This is a genomic window from Paenibacillus sp. HW567, assembly GCF_000374185.1.
In the GTDB taxonomy this organism is placed as follows: domain Bacteria; phylum Bacillota; class Bacilli; order Paenibacillales; family Paenibacillaceae; genus Paenibacillus_AQ.
The window spans coordinates 680,969-697,035 of sequence record NZ_KB910518.1 but is presented as its reverse complement, the minus strand read 5'-3'; the positions used below and the strand labels follow the sequence as shown (position 1 = coordinate 697,035).

Below are 16,067 nucleotides of genomic sequence, written 5' to 3'. Positions count from 1 at the left end.
CTCTACGAAATGTATCCCCTCGTGAAAATAAAGACTTTACGGTCCGTTTGGATCAGGAGGATGGATATGACGAATCCCTCTCTCCCCCAACCACAAAGACTCGGCCCTAAACCACTAATTTAGATGTGTTGCTGCTCTAGCCCTCCCGGTTGCTGGCAATCCAGCGGGTGATCTTCTCCGCGCTCCACTCTATAAAGGTGCCCTGTCTCATCTCATTCAACACGTCGAGATTCCCCAGCCTGCGCAGAAGCCGTCCGCGCGCCTCTGGAGACTGCTCCCTGCGCTTGATCTCGGTCCGCAGCTCATGCAAAAAATCCAAATACGGCTCATATTCTTCGCCGAGCACATCAGCCAACTGCTCAGTAATCTTCGCAGCGGCTGACGGTCCCGCGCCTGAGGTCGACACGGCGACCGTCAGCCGCCCCCGGCGGAGCACGCCGGGGGTAATGAAGCTGCCAGCCTCGGCCCGGCTGGCTACATTCACCGGAAGGCCCAGGCTTCGCGCTTCCTGGGCCACCGCCTCATTAACCGCCGCCTCATCAGTGGCGGCGTATACCAGGAATGCCCCCGTCAGATCTCCGGGGGCATAGCGGCGGCTGATCCAGCTCAGCCGCCCCGCCTCGGCCAGCGCGGTTAACGTCCCGGTCAGCGTAGGGCTGACCAGAACCACTACCGCTCCAGCCTCTACAAGCGTGCCCACCTTGCGCTCCGCTACCGCGCCGCCGCCGATGACCACCACACGCTGGTCTTTCAGATCCAGCATGATGGGGAAATACTTCACCATGAAGCCACACTCCTACTCCAGCTCTAGTAACGTCTCCCCTGGTCTGAACTCCAAGAAGCCGAGGACACTACCCAAGCTCTCCGCTCACGTTCCAGTCGGAACCACCATCATCTCAAGCCCTCTGCTCCCGCTACAACCGGAATCACCGTCACTCCAAGCTCTCTGCTCCCACTCCAGCGTGAACCTCCGTCATCTCAAGCCCTCTGCTCCCACTCCAGCGTGAACCACCATCATCTCAAGCTCTCTGCTCCCACTCCCGCGCGAACCACCATCATCTCAAGCCCTCTGCTCCCGCTCCAGCGTGAACCTCCGTCATCTCAAACCCTCTGCCCCGCTCCAGCGTGAACCACCATCATCTCAAGCTCTCTGCTCCCACTCCAGCGCAAACCACCGTCATCCCAAGCCCTCCGCTCCCGCTCCAGCCGGAATCACCGTCACTCTACTCTCAATTTTACTACCACCAAGCTCAAAGTGAACCCTTTCAAGTATCACTCTTTCTTATACCTTACTTCCTTCTTCGCCCCTTCACCCGCCCCAGCCATGAAACTCGGACCAGGAGTTGAGCAGGAAGTTCAGGATGATAAATCCGTAACCGGCAATGGCCCAACGGGCCATGGAGGTGCCGCTGCGGCGGGCAGAGCGCTTGAGGAAGAGATAGGTGATGTACACGGCAAGCCCGACAAGCGTGGTCAGCACCTTGGAATCCATGAACAGCGGAGTCCGCCCCTCGGCGACAATTGACATACCGGCCAGCACCAGTGAAGCCAGCAGCAGCGGAACACCGGCAAGGATAGCTGTATGCGAATATTTGTCCATCGTCTCCAGGCTGGGCAGGCGGCGGATGCGGTCATCCCACTTTTTATGCTTCAGCCGTGTATGCAGGAACAAATACATTATGGCAAATACCGTCCCCAGTGTCAGTGCGCCAAAGCTCAAATTGGCCAAAATAATATGCAGCGCCAGCCAGCCGTGCACCGCACTCCAGCTCTGAAGTGTATGATCCACAGCAGTCAGCCAGACCCGGTTCAGCAGAAAAACACTGAAGCCCGCCATGCTCAGCAGCAGAATTATAAACTCGCCGCCGCGCGTGTACGCCACCGCAAGCGAAGTCAGCACAATAATGAAAGAAAACCAGAAGAGGAAGTCATAGGGCGTGAAAATCGGCAAGCCCCGCTCCTGGCTGAAGCGGATTGCCAGACCTGCAGCCTGCAAAATCCCTACAACAACAAGAAGCCCTGTGCCCAGCCGCTTTCCACCCGGATTACGCCGAAGGCAATCCGAGAAAACAAACAGCAGGCTCAGAGCATATAGCAGCAGAGCGGCATCATATATTCCGTTCAGCAGTTGCATCTTGTTCACCCGCCCAGCAGGCCTGCCGGAGCGAAGACTGCCTTGGGCAGCGTGAACTCGCTGGCGGAGGAGCGTTCAGCTTCCATCGGCTGCGGCTGCGCAGGGCTGCCGCCATCCGGGCTGGTGTCAAGCTGCTCCTGGAGCGCGAAGATCTGCGTGAAATACTCCAGCGCTTCGTTGCCCTGCTTGCCGCCGGACAGCTCTTTGATCACATTGATCGGATCATGCATCATCTGATTCACAATGCTTTTCGTAAGCCGGCGGATCACCTTACGCTGGTGCTCGTCCAGCTCCGGCAGCTTGTTGAAGAGACTGTCCATCGTATCTTCATAAATTCCGTTTGATTTATCCTGGAGGGCGCGGATTACCGGTCTGACGCCAAGCGTCTTCAGCCACATCTGGAACTCCTCCAGCTCCTCTTCAATCATCACTTCAATCTTGGCCGCTTCCGTGCGGCGCATTTCCAGATTGGTCTCCACAATGCCTTCCAGATCGTCGATATCGTACAGGAACACATCCGGAACATTTGCTGCCGCCGGATCAATGTCGCGCGGAACGGCAATATCAATCATGAACAGCGGCCGCGAAGGGCGGCGCTTCATGCCTTCGGCTACCCGGTCAGCCGTCAGCACATAACCCTCCGCTCCCGTCGAGCTGATCACAATATCTACCTCATTCAGACGCTTCAGCGCTTCTTCAATCGTGCTCGGCTTCCCCGAGAACTTCTCAGCCAGTTCTACTGCACGTTCCAGCGTGCGGTTGGCGACAATCACCTCCGCCGCTCCGCTGCTGTACAGATGCTTCACCGTCAGCTCGCTCATTTTGCCGGCGCCGAGGATCAGCACTTTTTTACCGGTGAACATGCCAAAAATCCGCTTGCCCAGCTCAACAGCCGCATAGCTGACGGAAACCGCACTCTCGCCAATCGAAGTCTCGCTATGCGCACGTTTGCCCAGCGTTACGGCCTGCTTGAACAGCCGGTTGAACCAGGTGCCCGTTACGCCTTCTGCTTGGGCCGTCAAAAAGGCACTGCGCACCTGCCCCAGAATCTGCGTCTCGCCGATCACCATCGAATCCAGGCCGCAGGTTACGCGCAGCAGGTGGGCAATCGCCTGCTCGTCCTCATATATATACATATGCTGCGTAAATACATCGCTTTTTACACCGAACCATTGCTCCATGTAGCTGCGGATGAAATATCCGCACATATGCAGCCGGTCCACGACCACATAAATTTCCGTCCGGTTGCAGGTGGCTACGACGACCCCTTCCAGCACGCTTTTGGTCTGCATCAGTTGATGCAGTGCCGCAGGCAGATCCTTTTCGGCAAAAGCGAACTGCTCCCTGACCTCTACAGGTGCTGTACGGTAATTCAGGCCAACGACGACAATATGCATCGTTTGTTCACCATCCTAATCTCTATTCATTGGTGCAGGCACTGTCGCCGCTCATTCGTTCCTCTATTCATGTTACTTTCACAAGTTTCTCATTCGCTGTGTTAAGTATATCACATCAAAAACAGGCTTTTTACAAAACCTTTGAACTATTTATGAAATCCAGATAATAATTATTATAAACAAGAAAAAACGGCCTTGCTGTCCTCTGAACGAGGCAGCGTCCGTTTCTCCAGAAAGCTAACACCATGATTAGCATCGGTTATTCTCAGGTAATTTATTACTGTAATCTCTTATGTTCACTTATTCTTATCCAAATGAAGCACCACACATGTCTTATCGTCTGAGACCTTCAGCCGCGGGACCGCCAGCAGCAGATGATCCTCTTGTTCCTTATCATATAATCCCCGGGCGTAGCCCTCTGCCCCCAAACGATCCAGATTGTCCACCAGCTCATTCCAGTCCGTTCCTTCGGTGTACAGGCCGTCGCTCACCATGTACAGGCTTTCCAGATTCGCCCGGTTGAACGTCCCTTTCTCCAGAAACAGCGGGAAATCAAGACTGCCGTTCAGCACCCCGTACCCTGCGAGCGTGTTGGCTTTGGTACGGTTATCCAGCAGCAGCGGAGTGAGCCTGGTTCGCAGTTCAACGGGATCACTCACCCCTTCGGCACGCAGCTCCTCCATTGCACCAAGCGTCTTCTGATCTATATGTGCGAGCTGGGAATGCGTAAGCGCCCTGACTGTCCCATCCTTGTACTTGGCAAGCAGCATACAATCCCCGGCCTGTACATAATCAATACTGTATGGATGAACCTGAACCGCTACCAAAGCCGCCGACCACAAGCTGGAGGAATCGCTGATATCTACGCCCTCAGCAGCCATTTTCTCGCGCAAGGCCCGGTTCGCCTCAGTCACGGTCACCTCCAGCGTCTGCTGCTGCTCCATATTCTTAAAATGTGCGGCTGCAAGCTGGGAGGCGATATAGCCTCCAGTCCGCCCCTCCTGATTCCGGTAAGGCGAAAGCGAGGTCGCTCCGTCCACAACGCCATACACAGACGCTGCCTCATTGATGACCAGCGCATCCTCATTCCACTCCCCATGTCCCTTAAGCGAATAAGCATCCATTCTCCATTGCGAAATATCCGGCATCTCTTTTGTCCTCCCCAATCACAGTTGTTGTCATTAAATCTAACATAAAAATCAAGGATTGACACACATTATTGCGGATGATAGCATATAACAAATGATCGAAGTAACTATTCCTGACATAAGACTCGAATAACAACGGCTGTATCGTCTTTTACACCGGACTGTATCCATTTCTGCATGAAATAGAAGGGTCCCTATGTCATTTTAACATGTAAACAGCATCTAATCTCATACCTCTTGTATAAGCTCATTAATTTGGTTTGAGCGTTTCTACAGGCAACCGTAAATTGCCCCAGGCTACAAGAGGCACCGCAAGGCGTAAGGATATTGATACCGCGAACCCGCATAGCTTTTTATGCGCTCCCGCGTGATGTCCTTTTGTCTTCATCGTGCCTCTTGTGCCTGGGTTTTTTTATATATCAAAACTTTAAGGAGTGAAGACCATGAGCGCATCCTATGCCCGGTTAAGCGAATCCATCAGTAAGGCCAAGAATGTGAGAATTTATAAAAATAAGGATACCGCCTATGATTTCAAGCTATATCCCTTCGGCGAACGCGGCACGTATATCGGCCCCGAGCTGATCAGCGAAATTACTGACAGCCTTGCGGAGAGTATCACCGAGCAGTTCCCTGCCTTCGATTATATCGTCTCGCCCGAGCCGGGCGGGCATACATGGGGCATGCTGGCCGCCTACAAGCTGATGAAGCCGATGAACATTCTCCGTCTCAGCACCGAATTATATGATAACTACGAGATCAGCATCAAGCGCGAAACGGCGTATAATGAGAACTATATTTATTTTGACGGATTTACTGCCGGAGACCGGGTGCTCCTTCTGGATGATGTGATCAGCTCCGGCGCCACCATCCGCTGCATCGTGCAGCAAATGGCTGACATGGGTATTGAACTGGTTGGCGTGCAGGCCATTCTGGCCAAAGGCGAGCATTACAAGAAGCTGGAGACAGACATTGGCGTGCCGGTACGATGCTTATCGAAAGTGTAGAAATACCAAACGAACAGGGGAGTGACAACCAAATGGCATACTATTATGATCAGCCGTCCAGAACGTTCAGCGAATACCTGCTGGTTCCAAATCTGACGACCAAAGAATGCATTCCGGGGAATGTAGATCTCAGAACTCCCGTCACCAAATTCCGCAAGGGTGAGACGCCTGCACTAACCATGAATCTTCCAGTCACTTCTGCCGTGATGCAGGCCGTATCCGACCACAACATGGCCATTGCCCTAACCAAAAGCGGCGGGATCTCCTTCATCTATGGCTCACAGTCCGTCAGTCAGCAGGTCGAGATGGTCCGCAGAGTCAAGAAATTCAAAGCGGGCTTCGTGCTCAGCGACTCCAATCTGCGCCCGGAGGATACGCTGAAAGATGTGCTCGCCCTGAAAGAACGCAGCGGTCACTCCACCATCGCAATCACAGACAACGGCGGACCTACCGGCAAGCTGATGGGCATCGTCACGAGCCGCGATTACCGTGAAAACCGCCTCTCCCCCGATTGCGCCATTACCGAGTTCATGACCCCTCTCTCCTCACTGATCTACGCCCAGGAAGGCATTACCTTAACTGAAGCCAATGATATGATCTGGGATCACAAGCTCAACTGTCTGCCAATCGTCAGCAGCAGCGGCCATCTGGTGCATCTTGTCTTCCGCAAGGATTATGACAGCCATCAGGAATACCCGCTGGAGCTGCATGACGGCAACAAGCAGCTCATCGTCGGCGCAGGCATCAATTCCAGAGATTATAAGGAGCGTGTTCCGGCACTTGTTGAGGCTGGCGCAGACGTGCTCTGCATCGACTCCTCGGACGGCTATTCCGAATGGCAGGCGGAGACCATCCACTATATTAAGGATACTTTTGGCGAGAGCGTGAAGGTTGGCGCGGGCAATGTCGTAGACAAGGAAGGCTTCCTCTACCTGGCCAATGCAGGGGCGGATTTCATCAAGGTCGGCATTGGAGGCGGCTCCATCTGCATCACCCGTGAGCAAAAGGGCATCGGACGCGGCCAGGCCTCCTCCGTTATCGAAGTCGCTGCGGCGCGGCAGGAATATTACGAGCAGACCGGCATTTACGTCCCCATCTGCTCTGACGGCGGTATTGTCCACGACTACCATATCGTTCTTGCTCTGGCGATGGGAGCCGACTTCGTGATGCTGGGCCGCTATTTTGCCAGATTCGACGAGAGTCCGGGCCGCAAGCTGCTGGTCGGCGGGAATTTCGTCAAAGAATATTGGGGCGAAGGCTCCAGCCGGGCCCGCAACTGGCAGCGGTATGACTTCGGCAATGCCGACAAGGAGAGCAAGCTGGAATTCGAGGAAGGCGTCGATTCCTTTATCCCTTACGCCGGGCGGCTTAAGGACAATCTGGACCTCAGCATCAACAAAATCAAGTCAACCATGTGCAACTGCGGCGCGCTTACGATCCCGCAACTGCAGCAGCAGGCCAGGCTCACCGTGGTCTCCTCCACGACGATCTTTGAAGGCGGCGCTCATGATGTTATGCTGAAGGAGAAGGATAGATCATCCTAATCCATAAGGAGTCGACATGATGAAAGGAATCAAGGAAATTCTGGTAAGCAGAGCCGAGCTGCAGGATAAAGTCAAGGCGCTTGGCGCAACTATATCGCAGGACTATGAAGGGCAGGAATTGGTGCTGATCGGCATCCTCAAAGGCGGAGCCGTGTTCATGGCCGACCTGATGCGCGAAATTACCCTTCCCATCGGGATAGATTATATGGCGGTGTCCAGCTACGGGGCCAGCGCTACCTCTTCAGGCGTCATCACGATCAAAAAAGATATCAGCACCGACATCCGCGGCAAGCATGTGCTGCTCGTTGAGGATCTGATCGACACCGGCCTGACCCTGCAGCATCTCCGCGAGCTGTTCCTCATGCGCGAGGCCGCCAGCGTCCGCATCTGCACCATCCTCAACAAGCCCTCCCGCCGCCTAGTCGATGTCCCCATCGACTACTGCGGCATCGAAATCCCCGACGAGTTCGTCGTCGGCTACGGTCTGGACTATGCCGAGCAGTTCCGCAACCTGCCGGAGGTGTGGATTGTTGAGACAGGGGAACAATGAGGGAAACGCAACAAAGCCGGGCCATCCTATCGGCCCGGTTTTTGTTATTTCTCGTGAAATCCATCAACCCAACTGCATCGTAGTCACACAAGTATCATTTTCCTGATACGTAGACACCTCAGACTTCGCTATTTTCCCGTTCTGTTCAATGGTCACGCGGTATGTTTGGTCACGCGGGAGCCATAGATCAATGAATCCGTTGGGCTGCGATTTCATAATCTTTTTGTCCATGACTGCATTACCTTCTGAGTCTTGGACCGTTACACTGAATTCTTGCTCCGCCAGTTCTCCTTGACAGCCAACCAGATTATGGGTCGCACAAGGATGGCTTTTCTCCAGGTATGGCGCGATTGAAACAAAAAATTCATCTTTGGGCAGTCTGTAGGTCAATGAACTCCCCGCATTCTCCACAATAAGCTGTGTTGATGAGATGGAAGCGGACTCCGCTTTGGCGCTGCGGCTGCTGAATTCATGCACCAATTGTTTGATGCTCTGTGTGTCTAACGCAGCAGTCTCTTTCTTCCCGGTGCTTTCCGAATACCAATATGTACCTGCAATAACGATGACCGCCACTCCGGCAATCGCCCATAGTTTTTTCTGCATCTTCTCTCCATCCTCCCGTTCCTTTCATTAGTATAATTGAGCCGGCACGCCTGTGGATAAGACAAAAAAGTGACAATTGTATTGAACGCTAACACAAAGAGAAGCTTAACAAAGCTAAGCCCTGGAACAAGGGTGGACTTCCAACTATTGATCAGGCTGCTGCACATACTCCATAAGCGCCGAATCCTATTGGGCTTCCGAGTAAGTGCAGTATATTTCCGGGATGAAGGGGGCAGCCTCCAAACGGTTTTCTGAAGCTTTTGCCGAATCCGTATGTGATTCACTACTATGTCATTCTCTGTTCATGATGGCTTCATTCCTGCTCTTATGGATATCGCCTCTTCATGAAGATCATTCAAGGACTCCTGTGTATAGAACACCGTTCCGGCTTTCACAAAACTTCGTTCAGGAACAGCATTATTATTGACAATCACCGATCCCGCTCCAATAAAAGAGTGGCTTCCAATACGAACCAATCCGCATATTGTAGAGTTGGGCCCCACAAACGTATTGCCTCCTACCTCACTATCGTGATTGACGACCGCACCCGGCCAGAGAACAGCCAGTTCACCAATACGTGACTGAACATCCACAATGGAGCCCATCATGAGAATGGCGCCGTCTCCAATCAGGGCTTCATCTGTGATCATTGCTTGCGGATGAATAAGTTTGGGAACCCGGTAACCGTGCCGCAGCACTTTCTGGTAAACCTCCCAGCGTGCCTGAAGCTTGGTATAGCCAATCGCGATTACGATTTCGTAGAGGTCAGAGGGATAACCTGCTAATACATCCTGAAAGGCACCGGCACGCTCTGCACACGCATTATGATCGTCAATAAAACCTGCAAAGGTATTTCCGGATTGAGCAACCATCTGTTTCACAATTTGTCCCAATACTCCCGAACCATAGACCAGAATATTTGTCATAAGAAATCCCTCCAATAGACCGGAGATGAGTTGATCCAGTGCACTCCGTCCTTCCCTACATTTGCAATTAAATCCAGGATGGATACGTACGGATTAAAAGGTCCATGCTGCTGCGGATAAGGGGTTTGGCTATAGTTCATATATTGGACGGTTACCTCATTCTGCTCAAAGCTCTCATGATCCAGATAATTTCTGGCACCGTGTCCGGTAATGTACACTTTCCCGCCCAGCTTTTGCACAATATCCAATACCCGTTGTGTATTCCGGCCCCCTACATTCAACTCAGAGGAATAGAGGAAATTAGCAGGGTCGGCAATTCCAAAGTAGCGGGACACTTCTTCAATGCTTGCTACGGAGAGCTCGCTAAGCTTTGAATAGTTTCTCTCATACACGCTTTTAACCAGATCCAGCATCTCTTTCCTATAAGGGGCGCCGGCGTAGGCTTGATGAAGCAGCTCCATATGCTGACGGCGCCAATCCGTATCATAGCTTATCTGAACCTTGTTAATGTTGACGCCCAGTGCGAATTTTTTTAACGGGACGGTAATCCACTTTAATCCATTTGCCGTTTTGATCCGGGTACGGTTAACAAAGCTGCCTTTGGAAAAGTTCACATCATCATAGTGCACATAAATATCTGCAAGCTTGATTTCTTCAAATATCCCTACCCACGGAAAGAAATTAGGCTGAGATAATACAATTTTATTCATACACCCATCCTCATCTTCTTAAGAGTAGTATTAAAGATTCAGTATGTGGTTCCGCCAGCTTTCCACACACTGCTCCATTGAGAAGTACCCCCGTGCAAATACCCCTGCTTTATTTTTCATTCTGGTCCGCATGGAGGGGTTGTCAATCATTTGCTTCATCGCTATATACCAGCCTGCTGTAGTATGGGGGGTGATGTACCCCGTTTCACCGTGAACAACGATATCCGAGTAGGGCGGCAAGGCGGAATAAATGCCGGGAATCCAGCATGCAGAATATTCACGGAACTTATTGCTGGTTTTGCACCGGTTCCACTCTGAATCCTCAAGCGGTGCCAAGCCTATGTCCCAGGTGCATTGATAGAAACGCTGAAGGAACGTCTTATAGTCCGCCTCATGTTGAATATGGGAAACCTGCGGGTGACCGAGCAATGTTGAGGGGACTCCCCCGAAGAATTCAACCTGCACGCGATCTCCATACTCACTCATGATTTGCAGCAGCGCCGGCACAACCACTTCAAAGTCAGATTCCTTTTGCGAGCCTTCATAACCGATTACAACCCTGCTATCCGCTCTAACCGGCTTCTCTAGCCTATTGATCCAATCAAAGTCAACGCTGGCCGGTATGCATACAACATTGGGATTATAGGTATTGCGCAGAATATCTGCGAAATAAGGTGCGCCTACCAGCACAGTATTTGCATACTGCAAAAACAGGGCGTAGGTTCCTTTATAGGCGGAGAACCATCTTCCATACTCTGTATTTTCAGGGTAAGCCAAAAAATGATCGTCAATAAGGTAAACCGTTCGTTTGCCCAGTTCTTTCGCCCGTTCCAGATACATATACGCAAGCGGATCAAACTGGCGGTTGAAGATGATGAGATCGGCGGCCTGGAGCGCTTCATCCGTCACATTCTCTAATTCCAATGCAGTTAATTCGCATACCCCTTCTTGGCAAAGAACCGATAACGGCTGATATACACCGACCCAATAACTGGATATGTGCAGGGGTGAAATCACTAAAATTTTGATCGGCTGTCTCGCCGCGCCAAACATAAGTTCTCTCCCTTTCTGAAACATCTGCTTTTGAAAAATATGACGCGTCCATGTATTCGCACTGTGCGCTACAGAAAAATGGATTCGGGAATACAGCTCTGCCGTTTCTCTAATCCGCTGCCGCAGCCCCCGGTTCTCAATCATTTCTTTGATGCCTTTATACCAGTCCCGGGTAGTATGCTGAACCAACAATCCGGATTTCTCATGGACGACATTTTCCTTATAGGCGGGGGAGGCAGAATAGATACCGGCAATTCCGCAAGCTGAATATTCCCGGAACTTATTATTGGTTTTGCTGAAATTGAATAAGCTGTCTTTCAAGGGAGCCAGCCCAATATCCCAGCCGCTACGCTTGAGCTTCTGAATGAAGGGTCTGTATTCCATCCACTCCTCCTGAAAACTGACTTGCGGATGATTCCAGAGCTCCCGCGGCACGTAGCCGAAAAATTCCAGCCGGACCGAATTTCCATATTCATTTAGAATCTGCTGCAAGGCCGGGACGACAAGGGCGAAATCCGCCGGTTTGGCTGTACCTTCATAGCCGATCACAATTTGATTGTCATGGCGTTCAATCGTCTCTGCTTCTATTTCATCAATCAGATCGAAATCGACACTCGCAGGAATACTGAGGACGTTTGGATTGTATTGAGTCTGAAGAAATTCCTGAAAGAAAGGAGAATTTACCACCAGCAATCCGGCACTCTTTAAAAATTTAAGATATGTTTCGCGGTGATCCCCATAATACTTGCCATGTTCGGAATTGGCATGGAGCGCAATAAAGTTATCATCTATAACGTAGATCGTCTGTTTGCCCTTTGCATTAGCCCATTCCAGATACTCGTAGGCTTCAGGCTCGACGTTACGCACAAAAATTATAGTATCCGCCGCCTCCACCATACCCCGGTTTAATTCATGCAGCATCTTCGAGTGATAGTTGATGGTCCCCCGTTTTCGCAGCTCGCGAAAGGGCTGGAGAATTCCAATCTCAAATGACGGAATAGGTCCCGGATTGAGGAGAAGGGCATGCCTCCCAAGCGCCGTCTGAATGCCTTTAATGTAACCGTCGTTTTTCCCCTGGGCAAAACCGGCAGCAGAACCTCTTTGCAGACCTCTTTTGTAGTAAATTTGTCTTTTCTTCTGAATATCCCTCACAAACCTACTCATGGCATGTCTCCTTACCCAGCTTCAAGCCTTCTGTAAAGTACATATCAAAGCCCTGATTGTATGATTCATTAAACCCTTTATTGAAGTTTTGCAGATAAATGGATTTGATGCGTTTGTTCGTCCGTTTAAGCAGATACGCCGAAGCCTTGGATGAAGGAGATTTTTTTCTTTTCGTTGCTGCTCCGGCGCTAATTTTTCGCATTTGTCTTCGAGCCATGATTTTTTCATCCTCCATATCTGTGGCCTTTTCCTCAAAACCTCTCCACACCAAATTATGCATTTGGCCATGAAAGAGTAAGGGCACTTTCCTCATACAGGAGAAAATAGTAATGCTATCCAAGCAAGGACAACCGCCGTGCCATGCATTTGAGCAAAAACATATAAATAGACACATATAACAGCTATTAATTTATTGGGTTAGGAAAGGAGCACTTCCTTAATGAACAGAATTCAACTATTTAAGCCGGTATACCGAGTGGAGGAGTGTCTGGACGGGATACGGGAGTGTCTCCAAAAAGGTTGGACGGGACTAGGCTACAAAACCATCGAGTTCGAGGAGCAGTGGAAACAGTATACGGGATTGCCGCATGCTCACTATGTAAACTCGGCGACCTCCGGACTTCACCTGGCCATCAAGATATTAAAGGAGAAGAACGGCTGGAACGACGGAGATGAAGTCATTTCAACACCGCTTACCTTTATTTCGACTAACCATAGCATATTGTATGAACACCTGAATGTCGTTTTCGCAGATGTGGATCAATATTTATGCCTGGACCCGGGCGATGTGGAAAAGAAGATCACAGACCGGACCCGGGCAGTTGTATTCGTAGGGCTTGGCGGGAACACCGGCCAGTATAAAAGAATTGTAGAGCTGTGCTCCAAATACGGGCTCAGCCTAATTCTGGACGCGGCCCATATGGCCGGCACCCGGCTTGACGGAGCCATCCCCGGACATGAAGCGGATGCCGTAGTCTACTCCTTTCAAGCAGTCAAGAACCTGCCAACCGCAGATTCCGGCATGATTTGCCTGCGTGACCCTGAACTTGATTTCTTATGCAGAAAGCTCTCATGGCTGGGAATAGATAAGGATACTTACAGCAGATCTCAAGGGAACTATAAATGGATGTACGAAATCAAAGATGTCGGGTACAAGTATCACGGGAACTCGATTATGGCTGCAATCGGATTGGTTCAGCTCAAATATCTGGATGAAGACAATGCTTACAGAAGAAAAATTGCCGGCTGGTACGATGCCTGCTTTGCGCAAGCCGGGGATAAGGTGAAGCCCGTTCCGGTGGCAGACGGCTGTCTGTCCTCAAGGCATTTGTACGTTATTGAAGTGGAGCACAGAGAGGAAATGCTGGAGCACTTGAATCGTGTGGGAATCTATCCGGGAGTCCATTACCGTGACAATACGGAATATGATATCTTTGCCGCTTCGGCTAACACCTGCCCAAATTCAGGAAGACTCAGCCATTCCATTATCTCTTTGCCGCTGCATTTGGAAATGACCCAACAAGACGTGGAAACGGTCGCCTCTGAAATTATGAACTTTTCGTAAAAAACGGCTGCCCGAGGGCAGCCGTTTTTATTTGTGCATTTTAACGCAAATGCATGAAAATGATTAGAGCACTATTCTTTGACTGGTGCAGGGGTATAAACTACAGTCTTCTCAATCGTAGTTACCTTGCCGAAGCTGTTGGTGACTTTGAACACAAAGGTATTGCTGCCTTCTTTGAGAGTGACCGATGTACTGAAGCTGCCATAGCTGCCCACCAGCTCATCGTTCAGATAAATCTTCGGATAGCTGTCGTTCGCATCCTTGGCATTACCGCTAAGCGTAATCTGCTTACTGGTTGTTGTTTCCGGGATGTAGTCCAGCGTCAGCTCCGGTCCGCCCACCGCAAAGGTGATCGTCTTCGTAATCACCTCTGAGCTTTTGCCCAAATTATTGGTAGCCTTGAAAGTGAAGACATTCTCGCCTTCCTTAAGAGTTACCGTCTTATTAAAGGAACCGTAGCTGCCCACCAGCTCGTCGTTCACATAGATCTTCGGATAGCTGTCGTTCTTGTCGGTAGCTGTTCCGCTTAAGGTTACAGATTTGCTGCTGCTCGTTGCCGGAACCTGGTCCAGCGTCAGCACAGGCCCGCCGACATTGAAGGTTATCGTCTTGGTGACCGCTGGCGAGCTTTTGCCGAGGCTGTTCGTTGCCTTAAAGGTGAACACATTGGCGCCCTCTTTGAGCGTTACCGTCTTCTCGAAGGAGCCGTAGCTGCCCACCAGCTCGTCGTTCAGATAAATCTTCGGGTAGCTGTCGTTCTTGTCGGTAGCTTTTCCGCTCAGGGTTACGGTCTTGCTGCTGCTCGTCTCAGGAATCAGATCCAGCGTCAGCACAGGCCCGCCCACACTGAAGTTAATGGTTTTGGTAATTACAGTCGAGCTTTTGCCCAGCTTATTCGTAGCTTTGAACGTAAAGACGTTATCCCCCTCCTTGAGCGTTACCGTCTTCTCGAAGGAGCCGTAGCTGCCCACCAGCTCGTCGTTCAGATAAATCTTCGGATAGCTGTCGTTCTTGTCGGTAGCTTTTCCGCTCAGGGTTATGGTCTTGCTGCTGCTCGTCTCAGGAATCAGATCCAGCGTCAGCACAGGCCCGCCCAAGCTAACCATAATCTGCTTCTCCACGACCGCCTTCTTGTCATATTTATTGACTGCAGTCACCACAATTTTGTTCAGGCCTTCCTTCAAGGTCAGCTCTTCGCTGAACTCCCCGTTGTAAGCGACATAAGCCGATTCGTCATTAATCGTAACCTCTGGATCGTTATCGCCGCTGTCCGTAACCTTCCCGGTGATCTTGACCGTAAGCTGATTCGCCGTTTCCGGAGCCTGCACCGTCAGCTTGGGTCCCGAGGTCTGATAAGTAACCTGCTTCGTGACCGTCTTGGAGCGTCCGTTCGGGAGAACAGCCTTGAATACAAATTCGTAAGTCTTCTCTCCCCCATCCAGATCATAGGCCTCTGCAAAGGCTCCGTCCGTATTCTCTACTTCTTCATCATTGATGTAGACCTTCGCGTCCGCGTTCACTTTGCCCGTAACCTTAACCGTTTTGTCAGATACCTGCTGCGGAACCTGTACGTCCAGCTTCACATCCTGTGTAGCAGTGGTATACGACGATTTCAACACCCGGTACAACAGGGTAGCGACAGAAGCACGATTAATCGCGCTATTCGGTCTGAAGGTGCCATCGGGAAACCCCTGGATTAATTTCTTGTCCACCGCTACAGCCACTTCATTAGCAAGCTGCGGCGTAACATCCTCATAATCACTGAATTTATAGCCTAGCACACTGTCGGCATCCACATTATCAGTGTCCAGCCCCATCGCGCGCACCAGCGCTACCGCAACATCTTCACGGGTAGCATTCGCCTGCGGATCAAAAAAAGGTTTCCCCTTCGCAGGAAAATACCCCGTAAGGTATTCCTTGGCAGTCTCTACATACTTGTAAGACCAGGAGGAAGGAGTCACATCCGAGAAGGTCTGTGTCCCGTCCGATACCAGATCCAGCCCAAAAGTAAGTGTAATCAGCTTAGCAAGCTGTTCACGCGTAATCGCCGCTTCCGGCTTAAAGGAGCCGTCTGGATTACCGGTAATAATCCCCTGATTCGCCATGCTCTGAATAGCCTCATTGGCCCAATAGGTTGTCTTAACATCCACAAATACATAAGATGAGGTCTGCTGCACCACTGTAGCCGCACTCGCAACTCCCCCAAACAGCAAACTCAGCAGCATCACCCACGCTGCCAGCACCTTATACCCTCTTCCCCGCACTATCCA

14 protein-coding genes and 1 riboswitch are annotated in these 16,067 nt (G+C 51.1%); of the genes, 4 read left to right on the top strand and 10 right to left on the bottom strand.

Going from position 1 to position 16,067, the window contains the following annotated elements:
- Positions 1-136: 136 nt before the first annotated feature.
- From B212_RS0103375 to B212_RS30680, 4 genes are all read right to left on the bottom strand, one after another.
- Positions 137-784, bottom strand: coding sequence for a precorrin-2 dehydrogenase/sirohydrochlorin ferrochelatase family protein (locus tag B212_RS0103375; protein ID WP_019908956.1), 648 nt, complete (start codon positions 782-784; stop codon positions 137-139).
- 525 nt (positions 785-1,309) lie between these two features.
- A complete protein-coding gene (gene ccsA, locus B212_RS0103370; protein ID WP_019908954.1) occupies positions 1,310-2,134 on the bottom strand; it encodes a cytochrome c biogenesis protein CcsA in 825 nt (274 codons plus the stop codon).
- Positions 2,135-2,139: 5 nt separating this feature from the next.
- Positions 2,140-3,531: a glutamyl-tRNA reductase gene (gene hemA / locus B212_RS0103365; RefSeq protein WP_019908952.1), complete on the bottom strand. Its 1,392-nt coding sequence runs from the start codon at positions 3,529-3,531 to the stop codon at positions 2,140-2,142.
- Positions 3,532-3,827: 296 nt separating this feature from the next.
- Positions 3,828-4,679 carry a protein phosphatase 2C domain-containing protein gene (locus B212_RS30680; protein ID WP_019908951.1) on the bottom strand — a complete coding sequence of 284 codons (852 nt, stop codon included), beginning with the start codon at positions 4,677-4,679 and terminating at the stop codon, positions 3,828-3,830.
- Between the two features lie 217 nt (positions 4,680-4,896).
- Positions 4,897-4,999, top strand: a riboswitch (purine riboswitch).
- Between the two features lie 123 nt (positions 5,000-5,122).
- Between B212_RS30680 and B212_RS0103355 the strand changes: the two genes are divergently transcribed.
- From B212_RS0103355 to hpt, 3 genes are read left to right on the top strand one after another with little or no spacing between them, the layout of a single operon-like run.
- A complete protein-coding gene (locus B212_RS0103355) occupies positions 5,123-5,683 on the top strand; it encodes a phosphoribosyltransferase (RefSeq protein ID WP_019908950.1) in 561 nt (186 codons plus the stop codon).
- 32 nt (positions 5,684-5,715) lie between these two features.
- On the top strand, positions 5,716-7,227 hold the full coding sequence (locus B212_RS0103350; protein WP_019908949.1) for an IMP dehydrogenase: 1,512 nt from the start codon (positions 5,716-5,718) through the stop codon (positions 7,225-7,227).
- A gap of 16 nt (positions 7,228-7,243) precedes the next feature.
- Positions 7,244-7,777, top strand: coding sequence for a hypoxanthine phosphoribosyltransferase (gene hpt, locus B212_RS0103345; protein ID WP_028530585.1), 534 nt, complete (start codon positions 7,244-7,246; stop codon positions 7,775-7,777).
- A 63-nt stretch (positions 7,778-7,840) separates the two neighbouring features.
- Here the strand turns inward: hpt and B212_RS0103340 are convergent, their stop codons facing one another.
- The 5 genes from B212_RS0103340 to B212_RS0103315 form a co-directional block, all read right to left on the bottom strand.
- The gene (locus B212_RS0103340; protein WP_019908947.1) at positions 7,841-8,380 is read right to left on the bottom strand and encodes a CueP family metal-binding protein; all 540 of its coding nucleotides are present in this window, start codon (positions 8,378-8,380) and stop codon (positions 7,841-7,843) included.
- A 302-nt stretch (positions 8,381-8,682) separates the two neighbouring features.
- On the bottom strand, positions 8,683-9,306 hold the full coding sequence (locus B212_RS0103335; protein WP_019908946.1) for a PglD-related sugar-binding protein: 624 nt from the start codon (positions 9,304-9,306) through the stop codon (positions 8,683-8,685).
- Entirely contained in the window at positions 9,303-10,016 is a 714-nt protein-coding gene (locus B212_RS0103330) for a WbqC family protein (RefSeq protein ID WP_019908945.1), read from the bottom strand. The genes B212_RS0103335 and B212_RS0103330 overlap by 4 nt, the downstream gene beginning before the upstream one ends.
- A gap of 30 nt (positions 10,017-10,046) precedes the next feature.
- Positions 10,047-12,233, bottom strand: a complete 2,187-nt coding sequence (locus B212_RS32955) for a glycosyltransferase (RefSeq protein WP_019908944.1) — start codon at positions 12,231-12,233, stop codon at positions 10,047-10,049.
- A complete protein-coding gene (locus B212_RS0103315) occupies positions 12,226-12,450 on the bottom strand; it encodes a hypothetical protein (protein ID WP_198015825.1) in 225 nt (74 codons plus the stop codon). Before B212_RS0103315 ends, B212_RS32955 begins: the two co-directional genes overlap by 8 nt.
- Before the next feature lie 222 nt (positions 12,451-12,672).
- On the opposite strand from B212_RS0103315, the gene B212_RS0103310 reads away from it, so the two are divergent.
- Positions 12,673-13,797, top strand: a complete 1,125-nt coding sequence (locus B212_RS0103310; RefSeq protein ID WP_019908940.1) for a DegT/DnrJ/EryC1/StrS family aminotransferase — start codon at positions 12,673-12,675, stop codon at positions 13,795-13,797.
- Between the two features lie 71 nt (positions 13,798-13,868).
- On the opposite strand, the gene B212_RS32950 is transcribed toward B212_RS0103310, so the two are convergent.
- A complete protein-coding gene (locus B212_RS32950) occupies positions 13,869-16,061 on the bottom strand; it encodes an S-layer homology domain-containing protein (RefSeq protein ID WP_156830062.1) in 2,193 nt (730 codons plus the stop codon).
- Positions 16,062-16,067: the final 6 nt, after the last annotated feature.

Excerpts from the sequence above, each read along its gene's own strand:
- B212_RS0103375 (WP_019908956.1), bottom strand. The coding sequence starts at position 784 with ATGGTGAAGTATTTCCCCATCATGCTGGATCTGAAAGACCAGCGTGTG.
- ccsA (WP_019908954.1), bottom strand. The coding sequence starts at position 2,134 with ATGCAACTGCTGAACGGAATATATGATGCCGCTCTGCTGCTATATGCT.
- hemA (WP_019908952.1), bottom strand. The coding sequence starts at position 3,531 with ATGCATATTGTCGTCGTTGGCCTGAATTACCGTACAGCACCTGTAGAG.
- B212_RS30680 (WP_019908951.1), bottom strand. The coding sequence starts at position 4,679 with ATGCCGGATATTTCGCAATGGAGAATGGATGCTTATTCGCTTAAGGGA.
- B212_RS0103355 (WP_019908950.1), top strand. The coding sequence starts at position 5,123 with ATGAGCGCATCCTATGCCCGGTTAAGCGAATCCATCAGTAAGGCCAAG.
- B212_RS0103350 (WP_019908949.1), top strand. The coding sequence starts at position 5,716 with ATGGCATACTATTATGATCAGCCGTCCAGAACGTTCAGCGAATACCTG.
- hpt (WP_028530585.1), top strand. The coding sequence starts at position 7,244 with ATGATGAAAGGAATCAAGGAAATTCTGGTAAGCAGAGCCGAGCTGCAG.
- B212_RS0103340 (WP_019908947.1), bottom strand. The coding sequence starts at position 8,380 with ATGCAGAAAAAACTATGGGCGATTGCCGGAGTGGCGGTCATCGTTATT.
- B212_RS0103335 (WP_019908946.1), bottom strand. The coding sequence starts at position 9,306 with ATGACAAATATTCTGGTCTATGGTTCGGGAGTATTGGGACAAATTGTG.
- B212_RS0103330 (WP_019908945.1), bottom strand. The coding sequence starts at position 10,016 with ATGAATAAAATTGTATTATCTCAGCCTAATTTCTTTCCGTGGGTAGGG.
- B212_RS32955 (WP_019908944.1), bottom strand. The coding sequence starts at position 12,233 with ATGAGTAGGTTTGTGAGGGATATTCAGAAGAAAAGACAAATTTACTAC.
- B212_RS0103315 (WP_198015825.1), bottom strand. The coding sequence starts at position 12,450 with ATGGCTCGAAGACAAATGCGAAAAATTAGCGCCGGAGCAGCAACGAAA.
- B212_RS0103310 (WP_019908940.1), top strand. The coding sequence starts at position 12,673 with ATGAACAGAATTCAACTATTTAAGCCGGTATACCGAGTGGAGGAGTGT.